The sequence below is a fragment of the Gluconobacter frateurii genome (assembly GCF_002723955.1).
In the GTDB taxonomy this organism is placed as follows: Bacteria; Pseudomonadota; Alphaproteobacteria; order Acetobacterales; family Acetobacteraceae; genus Gluconobacter; species Gluconobacter frateurii.
In genome coordinates, this window is sequence record NZ_BEWN01000002.1 from 21254 (window position 1) to 38074 (window position 16821).

Here is a 16821-nt window from a genome sequence, read left to right on the forward strand (position 1 = left end):
CGATATGAGCCAGCAGGCTCCCGCTGCTCCTGTCATGCACCACCAGATTCCGTCAAGAATCTCCTCGGTCCCCTTCAGAGACATTGCCAACAGGTATCTGGAAATTAAGAGGGCAAGCGTCTCCATAGAGACCTATAACCACTTTGTAGCCGCGTGCAGTCTGTTTGGCAGATTCACTGACACCACCCGTGAGCTGCATACTTTTACCCGTAAAGACTCATCAGCTTTCATCAACGTCTTGAGACAGATGCCCAAATACTGGGGGAAATCTCCCAAAGAAGAAACGATGACTCTGGGAGAAATTGTCGCATACCACCGGACGCGAAATCCTGGATACGTGACTTTATCAACAGACACGATGAGCCGACACATCAACAAGATGGCCGAAATCTGGAGTTATGCCATCTCGATTGGAGAACTGGACGACAAGAAGGAATACGATATCTGGTCGAAGCATATGGTAACGGCCATTAACGAACAGACCGTGGACAGAAGGCCGTTCAAGGAAACAGAGCTGGCAGCTCTCATGGAAACCCTGTGGAAGCCACGGATTAATATCAACACAGTCAGACAGATTATATCCGTTGCGACCTATACAGGCATGAGGCTGGAAGAAATTTGCAGACTTCGCCCATGCGATATTCATGAAGTTGAGGGTGTTCTCTGTTTCGATATCCGGATTCATCGAGATGCGGATGGGAAGGAAATCTGGAACCCAAAATCAGAGGCCGGTGAACGTCTCATTCCCGTTCATTCCTATATCAAGAACTCTACCGGATTGATTGAACGCGCCAAAAACTGCGAGAAATCCAAAAGAGACCGGATATTTTTCGACCTTCCTTATGCTGCCTCCACTAATAAATATGGAGCGGCTTTCTCTCAAAGGTTTAGCAAGTTCAAGAAAGATGCGGGTCTGCCTCGTGAGACAACATTTCACAGTTTCCGACATCTGTTCCGAACCATGCTTGGTCACCGAAGCGATGGACTGAACTAGCCGGTAGAGTGGATTGACCAGATTCTGGGCCATGAAACAGCCGGAATGGGAAGCCATTACAATGCAGGGACAACACCATCGAACCTAATGAAAGTCGTTCGAACAGTGAAGTTCGAAAGCTGGGACCCCATGGAAATAAAAAACCGATAACGCTGCACTGAAACAAAACTGCATAACTGTCTGCTATACTTCCCTCTCGTGACTGGAAAACATCCCGGAGACCAGTCAGGAGAAGGAAGTACGACATGTTTCTACGACAGAACCATTATAGACCATTCTGCCCTTCTCTACGATTACACGGGGGAAGATGCAGGATGATGTGCAGTATGCCGAGATAGACCACTGGATAAGAACCACCAGACCCGATGTCTGGCGCAGGCTGTTACCCCTGCATGGGATTTACAAGAACGAAATTACCCGCAAGGTCGCAGAAAACTGCGCGTTCCTTGCCTGTTTCGAAGAGACCGAACAGGTCGCCATGGAAGTCGTGGACTGGGTTGAAACCCTGTCACCAGACCTCGTTTCCAGCTTTGACCTTCTTTCCCAGTCATACAGTGAACTGAAGCAGACCCAGCGAATCACAGGGCAGGTTCTCACACGCAAAGCCAACAGGTTACGCCGCAATCTCCGTAGAATGCTGGAACTCTCCCCTGAGCACGACAGGGTTCAGAAGGCCTTTGATGACGAGAAGCTGGCAGCCAGCAAGTCCTTCATCGTGGTTCCAGACAGACAGAATCCGAATACTGGCCTGTCAGCGCATACGCTGCGTCAGTGGCAGCTTAGAAAACACTATGCCGTCACTTTGGCGATAGCCGACAGCCTGCATGATTTTGCTACCGGATTTCTGGGCTATCAGGGGCTGTTCCTGACCCTCACGTTACCCGGAGAGTATCACGCCTGTTCCTATGAAGAGGCCAAGGCAGAAATCTCCAGACGCTGGAAAACCGTCAGACGCAAGGCACGGGAGAAAGATGTCCTCCTGCTGGGCATGACAGCGCTCGAACTCCAGGACGACGAAACACCTCACTATCATATCCAGCTCTATATCGACCCGACACAGAGAGCATGGCTTGAGGAGCAGATACTTCAGGCCTTCCCAAACGAGATTGAACGACAGTCGGAAGCCATCAAGGACATCCGCGATGTGCTGTCCGTCTCCCTCTATCTCACCAAGGACTACGGCAAGCCTGAGACCAGTCTGACCTTCATCGGTCTGACACGCGACATCCGAGCCCGTTACACGAGTATCTACGCAGGCAAGCGATACGGAACCCTGTCAGATGCCAGGATTGCCACAGCTCACAGACTGATAAAGCGGAAAGCCTTTGGCGGAACAGCACTGCTTCTGATGCGGGGATTTTCCGATGAGAGAGTAAACCGAATATCAGCACGCCATCCCGATTTCCATTATGTCCGCACAGGAATGCCAAGGGTTCTGACTGCTCTGGTGCATGTCATGCATTTCAGGACAGTGAAGGATTTCAATACATCCCCTGTCAGCCAGACCTCCATGGTCAGACATCAGGTTTCAGCAGGGAAAACAGGGGTTCATTCTGATTTTGTTCCAACTTGTTTAAATGATTACCAAGAAGGTGTCCCCCATATTGGCCTCCCTTACGAACGGCTATGTTCCAGGAGTCAGCCCCCACCTACAGAGGCATAGGACATTGAAATCTGACTGGAAACACAGTGCAGAATGGACAGAAACGGGCAAGGGCGGGGTCGAACGCAAGTGTCGGTAGGTCGCGGTTCAAGGCCATACCTCCTGTCGCCACGTTTCTCCATTTCAGGAAACGCCTGCTCCTGAATTGCAGGATTTGCCAATCTACGCCTTGTGTCTCTGGACATCGTTATGCACCGGGAAAGCCCTGTGGGAGCGCGTTACTGGACAAAAGCAGACCAATTGGCGCGCACGCTCTGTCAGACATAAATATTTTCCACGCAAAAAAGAGCCTAACGGCGCAGAATTACTGTTTTTATGGAGAGAGGCTCACATTCCGTGAGGCCTCTCATTTACCAGAAAACCTTATAAGTGAAGGTGGCGGCCAAATGAGCACATCAGCTCATAACCTCGCTGACACCTCTAGTCATCGAGTTCCCGCTTTTCATCGAGATGGCTCGTCACACACTCAAAAGAACGAATGAGTTTTCTAATCTTTTGCTCTCTTTTACCCAAAGCCTGAGCCTTATCTTTTTTACCACACATCTCAAAAAGGAGACGTGCTTCTTTAAAGCGAGAGGCTTCCGCTTCCAGAGCTTTCATTTCGCGGCATAGTTCGGTGGTTGTGGTAGCAAGATTACTCACGACTGACCTCCCTGTCCTTCATAGGACCAGGACAGAGGCTTCTTGCCCTTCATCTCTGCCAGAAGAGAAAAACCGAGGTCGAAATGGGCATGGAAGGCAATGGATGCCCCTGCATTGAACTCATCCGGAGCAAACCGGATAAACCACTGCACATACTGGGTTTCACAATCCCAGCTATGTCCGTGATATCGTTCCCAATCCCGGAAAACCAGTAATCCCAACGCAACAAAGAGCGCGTTTCCGAAGCCTTTTCGCTCCGCCTTAATATCTTCCTGCTCCCATCCCAAAGCACTGACTTCACTCGCTGGAATGCGTGAATCCAGAAAGAAGTTCAGCATATGGTCAGGCTTCACATCTCTCAAATATGCAGATTTTCTAAGAGTTTCAGCCTACGCATTCGCACGTTTTGCTGTTGTGAACTCTTGTCCCTTCAGGTCTGTCCTGATGAGGGAAACAATACGCTCGACCTCTGCCACTGACAGGGGAGCATTGCCTATATGGCTTGATGTTCCAAGGGATTTAACTCTCTCGACTGCGTTCATTTCCGCAAGTTCGAACTGTTTCATTATATTATATACGTATGACATCTTCCTTTATCTTTCGCCTCCGTTTGTGGGGCAAGGAGACGTATAGCCCATACAGACCTCGATGTCAAGTATTTATTTGGTCATTTCGAAAAATAAATGCTTTTTGATGAACCTATATATACAAATACTTCTGCATCACTCCGAAATCACTCCCGAATACAGAAGACCATACACTCTCCCCTGCATCTCTCAGAGCTATAATGACTCACGCGCGCGAGGGGCATCATGAAAACGGAGACATTACATATCCGGGTGAAACCGGAAGAACGGGAGAGACTGAAAACCACAGCAGGAGCACGCAGACTGTCTGTCTGGTGCAGGAAAGTCCTGCTGAACGAACTGGCAGGGGGGGCTGCGATTGCCGAAGAGCTTCTAGCCTTGCGTCGTGAGCTGTCTGCCATCGGGAACAACCTGAACCAGATAGCCAGACGACTGAACACAGGAGAGCAGGTCGATATCGCTGCCCTCCCTGCTGACATCGACACCCTGAAAGCCCGCATCAACAGGGTTCTGAGGCGGGTACGATGATACTCAAGAGCAACCCCATCAGAACCTCCTCGGGGTCAGGAGCCATTTTCCATCATCTTGTGGAGAAGACAGACGAGAACGAGCACATCCTGTTGTGGAAAGGCAGACGTCAGGATGTCGATGACTGTATCGCGGATGCCGCCGCCTTTCATCGAGTGAACGCAGTCCAGCACTTCCAGGTCTCTTCGAAAGAGAAACTGACCGACGAACAGTTTGCCGACTGCATCACCATGCTCGCCAGAGAGTTCGGATTTCAGGCCTCGGATGTGTGTCTTGCCGTCATTCACACCAAGACCCGCCACGATGGCAAGGCAGACAATCGCCACTGCCAGTTTCTGGTTCGCACCACGCATGCCGAGACCGGCAAGGTTCTGGATGTCTCGCATCGCTATGAACGTCAGGAGAAGGTTGCCCGTCTGTTCGAACTGAAACACGGTCTGGAACTGACCAGGGGACGCCATAACGTGGCGGTGTATCACGCTGTTCCCGAGGAATACCGTGACCGTCTGAAGGGGCTGTGCGAAGGACCGCTTCCGAACTCCTGCCTGTCAGACCCGCAATCGAAACTGTCCCAGAGACAGGGCGCCAGTCCGTTCGACATCAAATACGAGGTCCGGGAGCTGTTCTCCCGTAGCCAGAGCTGGCAGGCATTTGAACAGACCCTCACAGACCGTGGCTGGTCTCTGGAAGCGGGACAGAAGAAACCGGATGTTCTCATTCTGAAGGACGAAAACGGGGTCTTTGTGGGCTCGCTCTCCCGTCTGCTGGGCCTGAAGAAAGCTGAGCTTCAGCAACTCAGAACAGACCCGGAGGCCATGAAGAAAAAGGGAGTAGCCAGCCCTGGCCCTCGTGACACACGAGACCCAACTGGCAAGGGGGAAGCCCCCGTTGACCCCCATAGCGAGAGAGCTGAGGATTCCGATGAGACTTCGGAGGAAAAGGAAAAGGCTGGCTCCTCTTCCGGGTCTGCACTCCCCTCCCCTTCTCCGAACTCTCTGTCTCCAAAGCCTCACTGGCTGGGACCCATTGCTCCGCTTCTGCACTCGTCCCGCTCTGCCATCACAGAGGGCATGTCACACGCGGAAATCCAGTCGGTCATCGACTTCAATGCTCAGGAAGCGGAAAGAGACAACCAGCTCCGTGAATTACTGCACGACCAGAAACGCTTTGCGGCCCTGCTGACCGAAATCCTTACCAGCTTTCAAAGCCAGTGGCAGAACCTGCCGTCCGAGCCATACCCCGACCCGAAAAGCCGGGAGGCTTCTGTTCTTCGCAAAACGCAGGAACAGAGACTGGAACCAGCCCGTCAGGCATGGAAACAGGCCAAAGAAAAAGCGAGTGTCTGGAATCTCTGGAACGGAGCTGACATCCAAAGAGCCAGAGCCGCGTTCGAGGCTCTGCTGCATCGCTATGGCTATGACCGCCACGAAGTCGGAAAACTCGACCTGCTGGACGATGACAATTTTGCCTATGCCGTGAACTGGATGGCGGAACGTGTGGCGTCAGGTCGGGAGCGTCAGCACAGGGCATGGCAGAAAACCCCCGAGGTTCGCCGTTACCTGACAGCGAAAGCCGGGATGGAGAGACTTGTGGCTCATCTGAAAGCCACAAAAGATGTGGAACTGCTGCTCCTGGCGAGAACCAGCCCGGAGGAGGCTCTGAGACGTCTGGCAGCACTGAAGGAGAACGAGAGACACGCCCGGCCAGTCAGGGACACTCAATCTCCTGACCAGCCCCGGCAAAAGCGTTCTCCCGTTCAGACCTTCTCGCTTTAAAGCGCTGCCTTGACCGTACTACCGGAGAGCTTGGCATCGACCGAGCCATTCATCTGTTTGAACAGTTCAGCATACATGACCTCTTCAGCCCGTAAATCTTCCAGTGTCAGACGGAGGCTGGAGACATTGGAGAGGTTTTCACCGACCGGAATGACCGTCACCGAGAGATAGGCCATCTCATGGGGTGTCGTGTAGGTCAGCGGTTCATTCGCTTCCGCAGTCGTCCCGGTCTGGGTCGTCACGACCTTTCCATCCGGTCCGGCATAGGCTGTCCCGGACGGTGTGCCATAGCGGGTCATGGGCTGAAGATGCAGACCGTATTTGGACGCGATATCCGCCTGAAGGTCAGCGTAATGCGGGGAGGCTTCCATCGGAAAGGACGCAGACCGTTCAATCTTCGTGACCACCGCCCCCATGACAGGAATGGACAGGCGCACAGTCAGGCTGTCCTGTCCCTTCTGACAGGTCAGGGTGCTGGGGAAATACTGCGTGTTGACCCCGACCCCTTTGTAGGTGGTGGACAGATAGGTGTTCGTCACCTGAGGAGCTTTGCCACAGTAGGATGTCATGGTGCTGGTGGCATCAGCCTGTGTCATCCCCAGTTTGAGGCCAAGAATGCTGTCCTGCCCGAACACGTTGTCGAGGGGTTGATAGGTCACGCTCTGCCTGAGATGCACTCCGCCATTGTCGGGAGGCGTCTGCGGCTGGGAAGGTTGCACGGACAATCCCAGAAGATGGGCACAGGCCGGTGTGATGAGTCCCTGATTATGAGCCAGCAGACACTGGGTCAGGCTCTGGGCATGACCGGAGAGCGGAACAGCACTGGCAGCCAGCACGAAAGCGAAAGCCGGAAGGAAAGACCTGCTCATGATTACTGCCTCAGTCCGCTACCGCCACCAACATGGCTGGTGATGAAGCTGTGATGGAGAACGATATCCCGGTGGAGCGTGACCTTGAGAACATGCGTATTGGAGGTCGTTCTCGTTCCCAGAAAACCGAGGCCCACCGCCTGCTGGGCAACGGACAGCCCATCTGCCTGGTCGGAACTGTATTCGTAGGTCCAGACCTCATTACCGTTCTCGTTGGCGATTTCGGACGGCTCACCATAGAGCTGCCGGAGCTGGGACGAGGTTGTGACACCATCACGAATGGAGCGGTCGATATCCGCTGCCGTCACACTCTTCAGGGAGGCATTGCCCGCTGAGGAGCAGGCACTCAGACAGCCCAGCATCACAGCCAGAGCCGCTGTTTTCATCATCTTCAAGATGGTTTTCCTTTTTGATGGAAAGGCAGAGCCGGGAAGCACCAGACGAGGCTCATTTTCACAGGCTCTCAAGAAAGCGGGGATTGCCGTTGAGGGTGTCGCTGAGGGTCTTGATGGCCTGTCGCTTGTTCTGAAACAGACGCCACAGAACGCGCAGAAACCCGATGACCACGAACAGAGCGCCAAACAGGATGACAGCGACCATGACCCAAGTCGTCACGAGCCAAAGCGGATTGGTACCCTGACGGGTGTAATGACCAGCCAGATTCTGGACGATGTCTGCCCCCTTCAGAATCAGGGCAAGGACAAGCAGAACCATCAGGGCGCGGACCGTCATTCTGCCCACGGAGGCAAACAGAACCGACCACGGCAGGGTATTGTGGATAAGGGAAGACTGACCGAGAGACAGGTTGCGGATATAGAGGATGCGTCCGGTTTTCTTGCCCTGAACATTGCCCCAGACCAGACAGACCTGCTGGCCCTCTCCCACATGACACGGCACATCCACCTGAAACTGGCGACCGTCAGACGCGCGAACCCAGAACTTCTGGTAGTGGCGGGTGGAGAAGGTTTTCTCGGCAGGAATATCCACAAACAGCGTATCTCCGACCTTCATGCTGCTAGCGGGGGGCCGGTACGTAATGTCTTCAGACCACTGGCGGACGCTGTGAACCGTTCCCCGGATTCCGTGAAGCCAGAAGGGTTTTCCGCAGAGTTCGATATCCATGCCGTGCCCGAAACCTTCCGAAAAACAGGGGAAAAACATGACCTCCCCCGTTATCGTGAGAGCGGCATCCAGCCCCCTGTGCGTGCTGAATTGCTCTGCAACATATCCCGTAAACACCTGATTTTGTTATGATTCAGGGAGGAGACCGGAAGGGCCTGAAAGGGTCCCACAAAGGTGTCCCGGAACAACAGGACAGGGATTATGGGAAAATATGGCTATGCACGCGTAAGTACGTCACGACAGCAGACGGACAATCAGGTCACGGACCTTCTGCGAGAGGGCGTGCCGGAAACGCAGATTGTGACGGAAACAGTGTCAGGGGCGACCGCGTGGAAATCGCGTCCAGCCCTGAAGAAACTGGTCAGACGGCTTCAGGCTGGCGACACGCTGACGGTGGTAAAGCTCGACCGTCTGGGCCGTAACGCCCTCGATGTCCTGACCCTCATCGACGTGCTGAAAAAGCGGGGGATTTCTGTCAGGATTCTCAATCTGGGGATTGATACCGCAGGCGCTGGCGGCAAGCTGTTCCTGCTGCTTCTGGCGGGATTTGCGGAGTTTGAACGCAACATCATCCGCGAGCGTGTGCTGTCAGGTCTGGAGACGGCCAAGGCAAAAGGCATCCGCCTCGGGAGAAAGCCGACGCTGACAGACGAGGACATCGCTCAGGCGCGTCGTCTCAAATCTCAGGGCCTGTCTGCCAGAGAAGTCGCGAAACTCCTGCACGTCTCCAAGATGACGGCCTGGCGGGCCATGAACTCCTGAAATCCGTCCCGCAATTCCCGTACCAAAATTGCAGAACCGGACTCTCAGCCATGCAAAATCACCCTATTCCCAAATCAGGTGTTTCTGGGACGATTTTCTGACAAATACATTGAGGCTACTATTCTTCTAACCCTAAATTAGTAAAATTCTCTTTTCATAATAAGAAAAAATATCTAATTAATTTACTTTATTAAATATTTTTATCCAAAAAAAATACATAAATTTTGAGAAGAAAAAAATTGCTTGGTAAAGATATTTTTTATAGACTTAAGGGGGTTTCAGTCACGCGTAACCTTCCTAACGATCTGCAAATCAAAAAGGTTATGAGTGACTGGAATCTAGGAAAATTACAATTATGCCGTCCTGAAGATAGCCTCTCATAAACATATTTTTAAGGTTTCCAATGACATGGAAACCTAATCTCCTGTTATAAAAAGTTAAGATCCAATCAGTTCTTTTTTTGTTCTACACTTCCTTGTAAGAACTTTGCCTGATAAACTCTGACAGTGTAGCCTAATCTGAGGCGCCAAATCGTAAATTGGGGCATTATAATACGTCATGCGTGGAACGGTAATTGACCTTTTCTGTGGAGCAGGAGGCCTTAGCGAAGGTTTCAGGCAAGCGGGCTTTAAAGTGCTCGCCGGACAGGACATAGATGTCAATGCTGGGAAAACATTTGCTCTGACACACCCTGATGCTATCTTTATTGGAGGGCCCATTCAAGAGGTGAGCCCTGAATCCTTGCTGTTCCGCACTGGCTTAAGGCCCGGACAACTTGATGTCCTCATTGGAGGGCCTCCATGCCAAGGTTATTCTGTCTACAACCATCAGCGCGGCCTACATGATCCACGCGCCAGTCTCTTCAAAGAATATCTTCGTATTGTTTCGGGGTTAAAGCCAAAGTGGCTCGTTATGGAAAACGTCTCTGGGATAACAAGCGTAGCTAAAGGTGCAATTGTAGAAGAAATCTATCGTGAAATGGAAAAACTTGGATATCGAGTGGATATGCAAGTCCTTAAGGCGGAAGAATATGGTGTCCCTCAAGCACGACGGCGTATGATATTCATTGCCACAAATACCACTCACCCTATTAAATTTCCAAAACCCACTCATGGGATAGGATTATTGCCATACGTAACGGTTTGGGATGCAATTTCAGACTTGCCTATTTTGGAAAATGGTGAGACTGCTGATGGTCATAGTTATCGCTCGAAACCAGAGAATAGTTTTCAAAAAACACTAAGAGAAGACGCTTGCAGAGTAGAAAATCACTCCGCGCCTCGTCTCTCCTCTATTAATATTCAACGGATGGAGCACATACCGGAAGGCGGTTCCTGGCGAGATATTCCGTTTGAATTACTTCCAGCTGGAATGAAAAAGGCCAAAAGAAGCGACCATACAAAACGCTATGGACGTCCAAAAAAAGAGGATTTGTCCTGCACAATTTTAACAAAGTGCGACATTCATTGGGGAGCTTATATTCACCCCGAACAAAATAGAAGCTTTACTGTTCGTGAGGCTGCTAGATTACAATCTTTCCCTGATAAATTTATCTTTCAAGGGAATAGGACAGAACAATTTATTCAAGTAGGTAATGCAGTCCCCCCTCTCTTAGGAAGAGCTATAGCAAAAAAAATACCTACACTAAAGAATCAAGCCTTTCTCAGAAAAATAGATACTGAAAACTGCTACAATCTTCCGTTATTTGCCTAAAATAATATCCATCATTCTATTTTATTTAAGGTAGAAAAGTTTTTTAAATTTCTCTACCTTAAGCGCCTTACGTTATAATTTTTTGAATTTCGTTGCGAAGCGGAAAATAATTAACTACATGCTAATATATTTTTTATTTTATTATCTAGTACGCTTGAAGATGGCAGGTTAGGACCTGCAATAAATCGCTCCGAAAATTCTGCCAATGTGAACCGAAGAGAGCGACAAGGAATAAGCTTTCGAGGCCGACCAAATGGTTGGGGCGGCCCTAAATCATAAGTATGAACGGTTATAGTTTCCTTATTAACTGATTGAGTTTGCGGAATATCAGCTCCAATAATATTTTCAAATCTCTTATAAACTGCGTCTGGCACAACAAAATATAGGCCGTTTTTAACAAGGTTTGACTTGGAGTATATAAGGCTTTTCCTTATTATTTGCGGAATAAGTCTTTTATGAACATTTGCCCAATTTAATCCATGCTGTGCAGCAGGAATATCATTACTCTTACTCTTCGCTGCATACCAAGCGTCTCTATAGTTTCCTGTTATGTCAATACTCTGAACCTCTATACCAACATAATTTAATAATACCCCATCTTTTATGTATGCCAGAACCCAATCCATACTCATATTCGTAATTTTAACTTCTTTTCCAGAGTTATGCCCTAGGGCTACTACGCATTCAGAAGGTAATGTTCCATCGATAGTATGCTTAATGTATTGATCAAACAAGAAAAATTCTTTTCCACCAAAAGCATCTTCACTAACTCTCTGTATTGCAAGATAATCCTGTTCATATAATCGATTTGGGCATATGATAACATTTTCTATAGAATTGGTAACCGAGCACGTACCATAACATATGGATCTAGTATGATCATATTTTGTACATGATTTTTTAGTAAATGGACAAGCGCTTAATTTCCAGAATTGTCGGGCTATAGAAGTATGGTCCAGTGGGTCGAATCCGAAAACTTCCAATAAAGCTTTTGTAGATTTCTTTCTGCTCACGAATTAAGATTCCTCTTATCATTCCTAATAAATATTTTTCTATTTCCAAGTAAAAATATTACTAATACATTCAGTTTTTCCTATCAGATACCTACAGAGGCATAGCTATTCATAAGGTGTTAAATGCATACGGCTGATCAGCATGGAAGAATTTTCCTGATTAGGATCATATTTATCCCGAATTGTCGAGCACATATCAAAAGGATAAAGAATTTTCTTTCAATCTTAGAAATGCAAGTCGATAGTTTTATCAGCGTTTTTTAATCAAAGTAATGATTTCGGCACGAAAGAAAATGACTGATTATCTCATTTTAAATTATTAAATATGCTACAATACCGCAATAGATTGATATTTATGGCGGTACTTTAGAGCCGCAGAAAACAGCCAGAAAATAACCGCCATAAATCTCAATCTATGGCAGTATTATAATATAAATTTTTTAATATATCAGATAGTGTCCAACCCAATCCACATATTTCCATTTGTGTTGGATGCCAATATTGAGAATCTATTAGATGTATTGCTTTGATTTATAGTTTTTTGAGAAGCTCTTTTGGCTGCGTCATACACTGTATTAAGAGTGGAATCCGTCGTTGCGGAGTATTGGGCCGTTGGCAATTTATAGGTTTTCCCATCATCCCCATGAATGGTGTTGGAAAAACCTTCGCTTGACATCGCGTGATGCAAGTTTGTGTAGTCAGAGCCAAACGCATTATGAAGTTCAATTCGAACAATGAATGTAGTCATTTTATATTCTCCTCAATATCCCAATTGGGGTTTGAATCAAAAAAAACAACTAATATTTTCTAATATTATGGTGCTTCCGTCCCAAAAACACCTACTTTAGGGACATCCTCTGATGCCCTACGGATTATCCCCGTACCACATCAAAATCTAACGCAGAGAAATGAGTACTGACCCCGAAAGCCAGTACTCACCTCTTTCACGAACACCACTTCCCTACAAATTCTGCTTCAATCCCGGACTGGCCTTGAACCGAACCGTCCTCCCGGAAGGAACAGCAACCGGCTCACCAGTCCGCGGGTTCGTCGCCTGTCGGGCCTTCGTCTCACACACAGTGAACGTGCCAAAAGACGGAATAGTGAAGCCGCCTTCGCGCTTCAACTCGTCAATAATCGCTTCTATAAGATCGTTCGCGGCCCGTTGCGCGGCGACCCCTGTGCAGTCAATAGAATCCTGAAGAACTGCGGCGAGAAATGCTTTACTCATGGATGCATGATTCTCCTCTGATTCGATTTTCTCTCAGGCTGCATCCCAAAACACCCAGAAGCTTTTGCTTTCTTTAGTACAACATTCCTCAGTATTTCTTACAACGGTACCAAGGAACAATGATATAATCGCAGCAGGTGCTCCAGCGTTCCCATCAGTAGGAATTCCATGTCGCGTTCTGTCTGTCTTTTTGCCTATCACGATCCTACGGGAACCCTGGCTCCACATACCCGCCACCTTCTTAACCAGATCCAAGAATGTGGTTTTGAGATCCATATCGCCGTCACCAGCCTGTCACCACAGGATCAGCATGGACTGGAAACCCTGAAGCTCAGCTTCGCGTCCGGCCCCATGCCCATAAAGGCAGAACTCTATCCACGGGAAAATGCCGGGCTTGATTTCGGCTCCTGGCAAGAACTCATCAAAAGACATTGTGACGCTGGCGCTGACGAGATCCTGTTCGCCAATGACAGCGTTTTCGGCCCGATGACGCCGTTACTGCCTATCGTGACCCGTATGCGTGCAGAACGACACCCAATCTGGGGGATGGTCCGCTCCGAAGCCATCAACCGTCATCTCCAGTCGTGGTTTCTGGTCATGACGCGTCAGGCATTCGAACATCCCGCCATCCAGCGCGTCTTCAACCAGCCCTTCTGCGACATGAGCAAGCCGGAAATCGTCCTCCACGGCGAACTGGGCCTCGGTCTGGCCATGCAGGCCGCAGAAATGGACATGGCCGCCTCCTGGAGCGGCACACGCGGCATAGCGCGCCTTCTCGCCATAAACCCCATGCACACGGATTGGCGGGCTGTCCTGCGTTCAGGAAAAGCCCCCTTCATCAAAACAGAATTATTGAGAGACAATCCCAGCGGAATCCCATCCGTACATCTCTGGCGTCAGGAAATCCCGGATCCCACCTTTTTCAACCCAGACTGGATCGCTCAGTATCTGGCCAACCACCCGCCCCGCGCGCAGTACAAAAAGGCAAGTTTTCGCGCCCGGTTAGTACAGGCGATTGCCAGCGAGGACCGGCTACACGCATTGCCGGCCCTGCTGCTCGGTCGATAATCAGTTCTTGTTTTTACGCTTGGCGACCATCTCAAGGAAGCCAAGCAATTGTTCTGTCTGAGCTTCATAAGTCGCCAGACAATCCTTGAAGGGGTTCACATACCCATCAAACTTGCCCGGCTGATCCAGAATAGCCTCAATAGCAGCCGCCAGCGTTTCCGCACGGCCATCAATAGGCAGATGAGTGCCATTCACACCATCCACGACGTCTTCTGACTGACCACCAGGCGCTGTCGTCACAACCCAGACATCCCGCGACAGCGCTTCACGCACCGTCAGCCCGTAGCTTTCTTTCCATTGTGACGGGAACAGCAACACATCAATCTGGTCATAGAAATCATCCAGCCCGTTCTGACTAAATGCCGGCACGATTTCCAGATGCCCTTTGACAGACCAGTCCCGCGCGTGAATGGAACTGAAACCAAGGTTGAGCTTGTTATCAACCAGCACCAGTTCCCAGTCTGAACGATCAAGGGATTCCATGCATTTCTTGAGCTGCGGATAGCCCTTCACAGCTTCCGTACCACCCACAAATCCAAATCGTACCGGCGAGCCCGGAATACGCGGAGTGCGAGGACGTTCAGGCCACCGGAAACCATTCCGGTTCACCACAATACGCTCAGGCTCAACTCCATTCGCCAGATAAAGCTGACGATGGGCCTCGGAAGGACTGATCAACAGCGCCGCTTCCGAGAGAGCCTGATGCATCAGGAACCACCTGTCCGTCAGATGGCGGGCATGCGGCACACACATCTGACAAACCTGTTGATCTATCGTGGTCTGGAAGCAGTAACGCCCGTCGCCGCGAACCATGAACTGCCGGTCACACAGCCACCACGCATCATGAAGCGTCAGAACATAAGGAACACCGCGCTCCTGACAGACCCGCAACATGGCTGTTCCTAGCCCCTGCGCAGCGTGAACATGCACAACATCCGGCTGATAGGCATCTAACCAGTCTGCAAACTGCTCCGCCATATGCGGATTATCCATTGAGCCGATAACGTCGTTACCGTCCGGAATCATCGCCGCCAGAACATCAGTTCCATTGGCAACATAACGGATATTACCAGACAGCCTGCCATCCAGATGCGGCCGAGAGGTCAGCATCCCAACCTCGACGCCGCTTTTCCGCAAACGGAGAGCCAGTTCTTCCACAACGATTGTCGCGCCACCAAAGGATCGTGGTGCGTAATAAACATTCGTCATGAGAACACGGAGTGCCTTGCGCTCCGGCTCCACCGGCAAACCGAAAAGAGCCTTGCCCTGCGTAAACGCCATCGATTCAGGCGCATAACGCTCAGTGACATCCTGCCAGGCCTGACCCGCAAGCCGATCACGAAGAGCCTTGTCCCGTGCGAGCGTCAGGAAGCAGTTCTTCCATTCGTCGCGTGTGACCGCCAGCAATCCGTTCTCTTCATGGCGCATAACCGCGAGAAAGGCATCCCGAGGGGAACAGATGGCAGCAACCTTGACCACCGCCGCTTCCAGGAACTTAATATTGCTTTTGCAATCGTTGAAGAGCGTAGGCTCCAGCGGTGCAATTGCGATGTCCGTCTGCGCCAGCGCCGCAAGATAATCGCGATAAGACAGTTCCGTCAGACGCTCGACGCGGTCACCAAACCGGTCAAATTCTTTCGAAAGCTTGAGCTGACCAATAACGCGCAGGCACAGACGGGGCTCTTCATCCAGAGCCGCAATAAGCCCCGCTTCAGCCTGCCGGAAATCCTCATCATGCGTGTTGGTGCCCGACCCGTAAGACACCCAGACACGATCATCCGCCACTTCCCCACGAGAAGGCAACGATGCCGCAATCTCCAGTGTCTCACGATCAAGGGCGTTCTCAACCACATCGACATGCGTCAGCCCGGCATCTCGCATCGCCTGAGCCAAAGCCCGTGTGGAAGCAATACCTTGCCCGCATGCCAACATGCAGCGCTTGAACAGAACAACACCCGACATGAGCAAGTCCTGCTCAGACCGCGGAAGACTACTGATATTTCCATTTTGCAGATATTCTTCCGCATCAAAAATCAGATCGTCGACTTCCCAACGCGGCTCAAGACGCAGACGATGCGCTTCCTTGACGAGCTTCATGACATCGTCAAAGCCCGGAACCCGGTAGAAAATAACCTGCGTGCAAATCTGCAAGGCTGACATGGCAACATTGATGTCACGCCAGTCTACAACCTGCACCTTCCACCCAAGACGCTCAAGAAGATCGCGCTTCTGCCAGACGCGATATTTCGCACACTGACGGAGAGACACCTCGGCAATAATAAGAATGCGGGGTGCCAGAGTAACTGCGGTTTTATCAAGAATATCGCTGTAAACAGACAACGGGGAGACAGGCTTCGAAGACGCTGCCGGAACAATTACCTTACCTGGCACCGCAGGAGATGGTTGCCCCCGCTGTGGAGAAAACTTGGTTTTCTTATTCCCCCGAGCCCGAACGGGAAAGCGCTTTTCAACCGCCCGGCCGATCGCTTTGACGCCACCTTCTTCCCAAAGGGTAGAAAGCCTTTCCGGCAACTCCTTGAGCGGACGCCCAGATGGCAAGCGTCCCAGGCTAAGAGAGCGAACTGCCCTAAGGGGCATGGTTACGCGCCAGGACAGAGAACGATGAATCAGGGAAATCTGATGCCGCAAATGAGCGCTCTCGCCCTGTAAGCCATCAGCACGCATACCGTTCAGCCGGGCAGAGCTACGATAGCTTTCCAGCAGAACCTTCTGAGAGTCCTCTTCGACTTCAGCAGGAAGAAGCGCTACATCTTTAATCGGCACGGTCATCAGACAAAAAGCTCAAAGTCCGGAAATTGTTAAGTACAAATAAAAAGAGCTGGGCTCTTTCGAA

The 16821-nt window shown here is 50.5% G+C and carries 16 protein-coding genes and 1 pseudogene; 8 read left to right on the forward strand and 9 right to left on the reverse strand.

Annotated elements, in window-relative coordinates; translation table 11 throughout:
- The first annotated feature begins 4 nt into the window (after positions 1-4).
- The gene (locus GFR01_RS05520; RefSeq protein WP_167384218.1) at positions 5-994 is read left to right on the forward strand and encodes a tyrosine-type recombinase/integrase; all 990 of its coding nucleotides are present in this window, start codon (positions 5-7) and stop codon (positions 992-994) included.
- A 307-nt stretch (positions 995-1301) separates the two neighbouring features.
- On the forward strand, positions 1302-2657 hold the full coding sequence (locus GFR01_RS05525; protein ID WP_244902181.1) for a replication endonuclease: 1356 nt from the start codon (positions 1302-1304) through the stop codon (positions 2655-2657).
- A gap of 420 nt (positions 2658-3077) precedes the next feature.
- Here the strand turns inward: GFR01_RS05525 and GFR01_RS05530 are convergent, their stop codons facing one another.
- Together GFR01_RS05530 and GFR01_RS15920 are read right to left on the reverse strand one after the other, a co-directional pair.
- Positions 3078-3299, reverse strand: a complete 222-nt coding sequence (locus GFR01_RS05530) for a hypothetical protein (protein ID WP_099181648.1) — start codon at positions 3297-3299, stop codon at positions 3078-3080.
- Positions 3296-3637: a hypothetical protein gene (locus tag GFR01_RS15920; protein ID WP_244902182.1), complete on the reverse strand. Its 342-nt coding sequence runs from the start codon at positions 3635-3637 to the stop codon at positions 3296-3298. The genes GFR01_RS05530 and GFR01_RS15920 overlap by 4 nt, the downstream gene beginning before the upstream one ends.
- A gap of 474 nt (positions 3638-4111) precedes the next feature.
- Between GFR01_RS15920 and GFR01_RS05540 the strand changes: the two genes are divergently transcribed.
- From GFR01_RS05540 to GFR01_RS05545, 3 genes and pseudogenes are all read left to right on the forward strand, one after another.
- Positions 4112-4414, forward strand: coding sequence for a MobC family plasmid mobilization relaxosome protein (locus GFR01_RS05540; protein ID WP_099181649.1), 303 nt, complete (start codon positions 4112-4114; stop codon positions 4412-4414).
- Positions 4411-4794 (forward strand): annotated as a pseudogene (locus GFR01_RS16225) (relaxase/mobilization nuclease domain-containing protein); the annotation flags it as partial. The gene GFR01_RS05540 and the pseudogene GFR01_RS16225, both read left to right, overlap by 4 nt.
- Positions 4795-4878: 84 nt before the next feature.
- Positions 4879-6189, forward strand: a complete 1311-nt coding sequence (locus tag GFR01_RS05545; protein ID WP_373317626.1) for a hypothetical protein — start codon at positions 4879-4881, stop codon at positions 6187-6189.
- Here GFR01_RS05545 and GFR01_RS05550 read toward each other — a convergent pair.
- The 3 genes from GFR01_RS05550 to GFR01_RS05560 form a co-directional block, all read right to left on the reverse strand.
- The gene (locus GFR01_RS05550) at positions 6186-7058 is read right to left on the reverse strand and encodes a hypothetical protein (protein ID WP_099181651.1); all 873 of its coding nucleotides are present in this window, start codon (positions 7056-7058) and stop codon (positions 6186-6188) included. The genes GFR01_RS05545 and GFR01_RS05550 overlap by 4 nt on opposite strands.
- A gap of 2 nt (positions 7059-7060) precedes the next feature.
- A complete protein-coding gene (locus tag GFR01_RS05555; RefSeq protein ID WP_099181652.1) occupies positions 7061-7447 on the reverse strand; it encodes a hypothetical protein in 387 nt (128 codons plus the stop codon).
- A gap of 64 nt (positions 7448-7511) precedes the next feature.
- Positions 7512-8219, reverse strand: coding sequence for a hypothetical protein (locus tag GFR01_RS05560; RefSeq protein ID WP_244902183.1), 708 nt, complete (start codon positions 8217-8219; stop codon positions 7512-7514).
- 162 nt (positions 8220-8381) lie between these two features.
- On the opposite strand from GFR01_RS05560, the gene GFR01_RS05565 reads away from it, so the two are divergent.
- Positions 8382-8942 carry a recombinase family protein gene (locus GFR01_RS05565; protein ID WP_099181653.1) on the forward strand — a complete coding sequence of 187 codons (561 nt, stop codon included), beginning with the start codon at positions 8382-8384 and terminating at the stop codon, positions 8940-8942.
- A 558-nt stretch (positions 8943-9500) separates the two neighbouring features.
- Positions 9501-10655, forward strand: a complete 1155-nt coding sequence (locus GFR01_RS05570; RefSeq protein ID WP_099181654.1) for a DNA cytosine methyltransferase — start codon at positions 9501-9503, stop codon at positions 10653-10655.
- 110 nt (positions 10656-10765) lie between these two features.
- Here the strand turns inward: GFR01_RS05570 and GFR01_RS05575 are convergent, their stop codons facing one another.
- From GFR01_RS05575 to GFR01_RS05585, 3 genes are all read right to left on the reverse strand, one after another.
- Complete coding sequence (locus GFR01_RS05575) at positions 10766-11668, reverse strand: NotI family restriction endonuclease (RefSeq protein WP_099181655.1); 903 nt, start codon at positions 11666-11668, stop codon at positions 10766-10768.
- A gap of 448 nt (positions 11669-12116) precedes the next feature.
- On the reverse strand, positions 12117-12416 hold the full coding sequence (locus GFR01_RS05580; RefSeq protein ID WP_099181656.1) for a type V toxin-antitoxin system endoribonuclease antitoxin GhoS: 300 nt from the start codon (positions 12414-12416) through the stop codon (positions 12117-12119).
- A 213-nt stretch (positions 12417-12629) separates the two neighbouring features.
- The gene (locus tag GFR01_RS05585; protein ID WP_063904893.1) at positions 12630-12899 is read right to left on the reverse strand and encodes an HU family DNA-binding protein; all 270 of its coding nucleotides are present in this window, start codon (positions 12897-12899) and stop codon (positions 12630-12632) included.
- A gap of 168 nt (positions 12900-13067) precedes the next feature.
- Between GFR01_RS05585 and GFR01_RS05590 the strand changes: the two genes are divergently transcribed.
- On the forward strand, positions 13068-13967 hold the full coding sequence (locus tag GFR01_RS05590; RefSeq protein ID WP_099181657.1) for a rhamnan synthesis F family protein: 900 nt from the start codon (positions 13068-13070) through the stop codon (positions 13965-13967).
- On the opposite strand, the gene GFR01_RS05595 is transcribed toward GFR01_RS05590, so the two are convergent.
- Positions 13968-16757 (reverse strand): glycosyltransferase, encoded by a 2790-nt coding sequence (locus GFR01_RS05595; RefSeq protein WP_174694670.1) that lies wholly within the window; start codon positions 16755-16757, stop codon positions 13968-13970. It abuts the gene before it with no gap.
- Positions 16758-16821 lie beyond the last annotated feature (64 nt).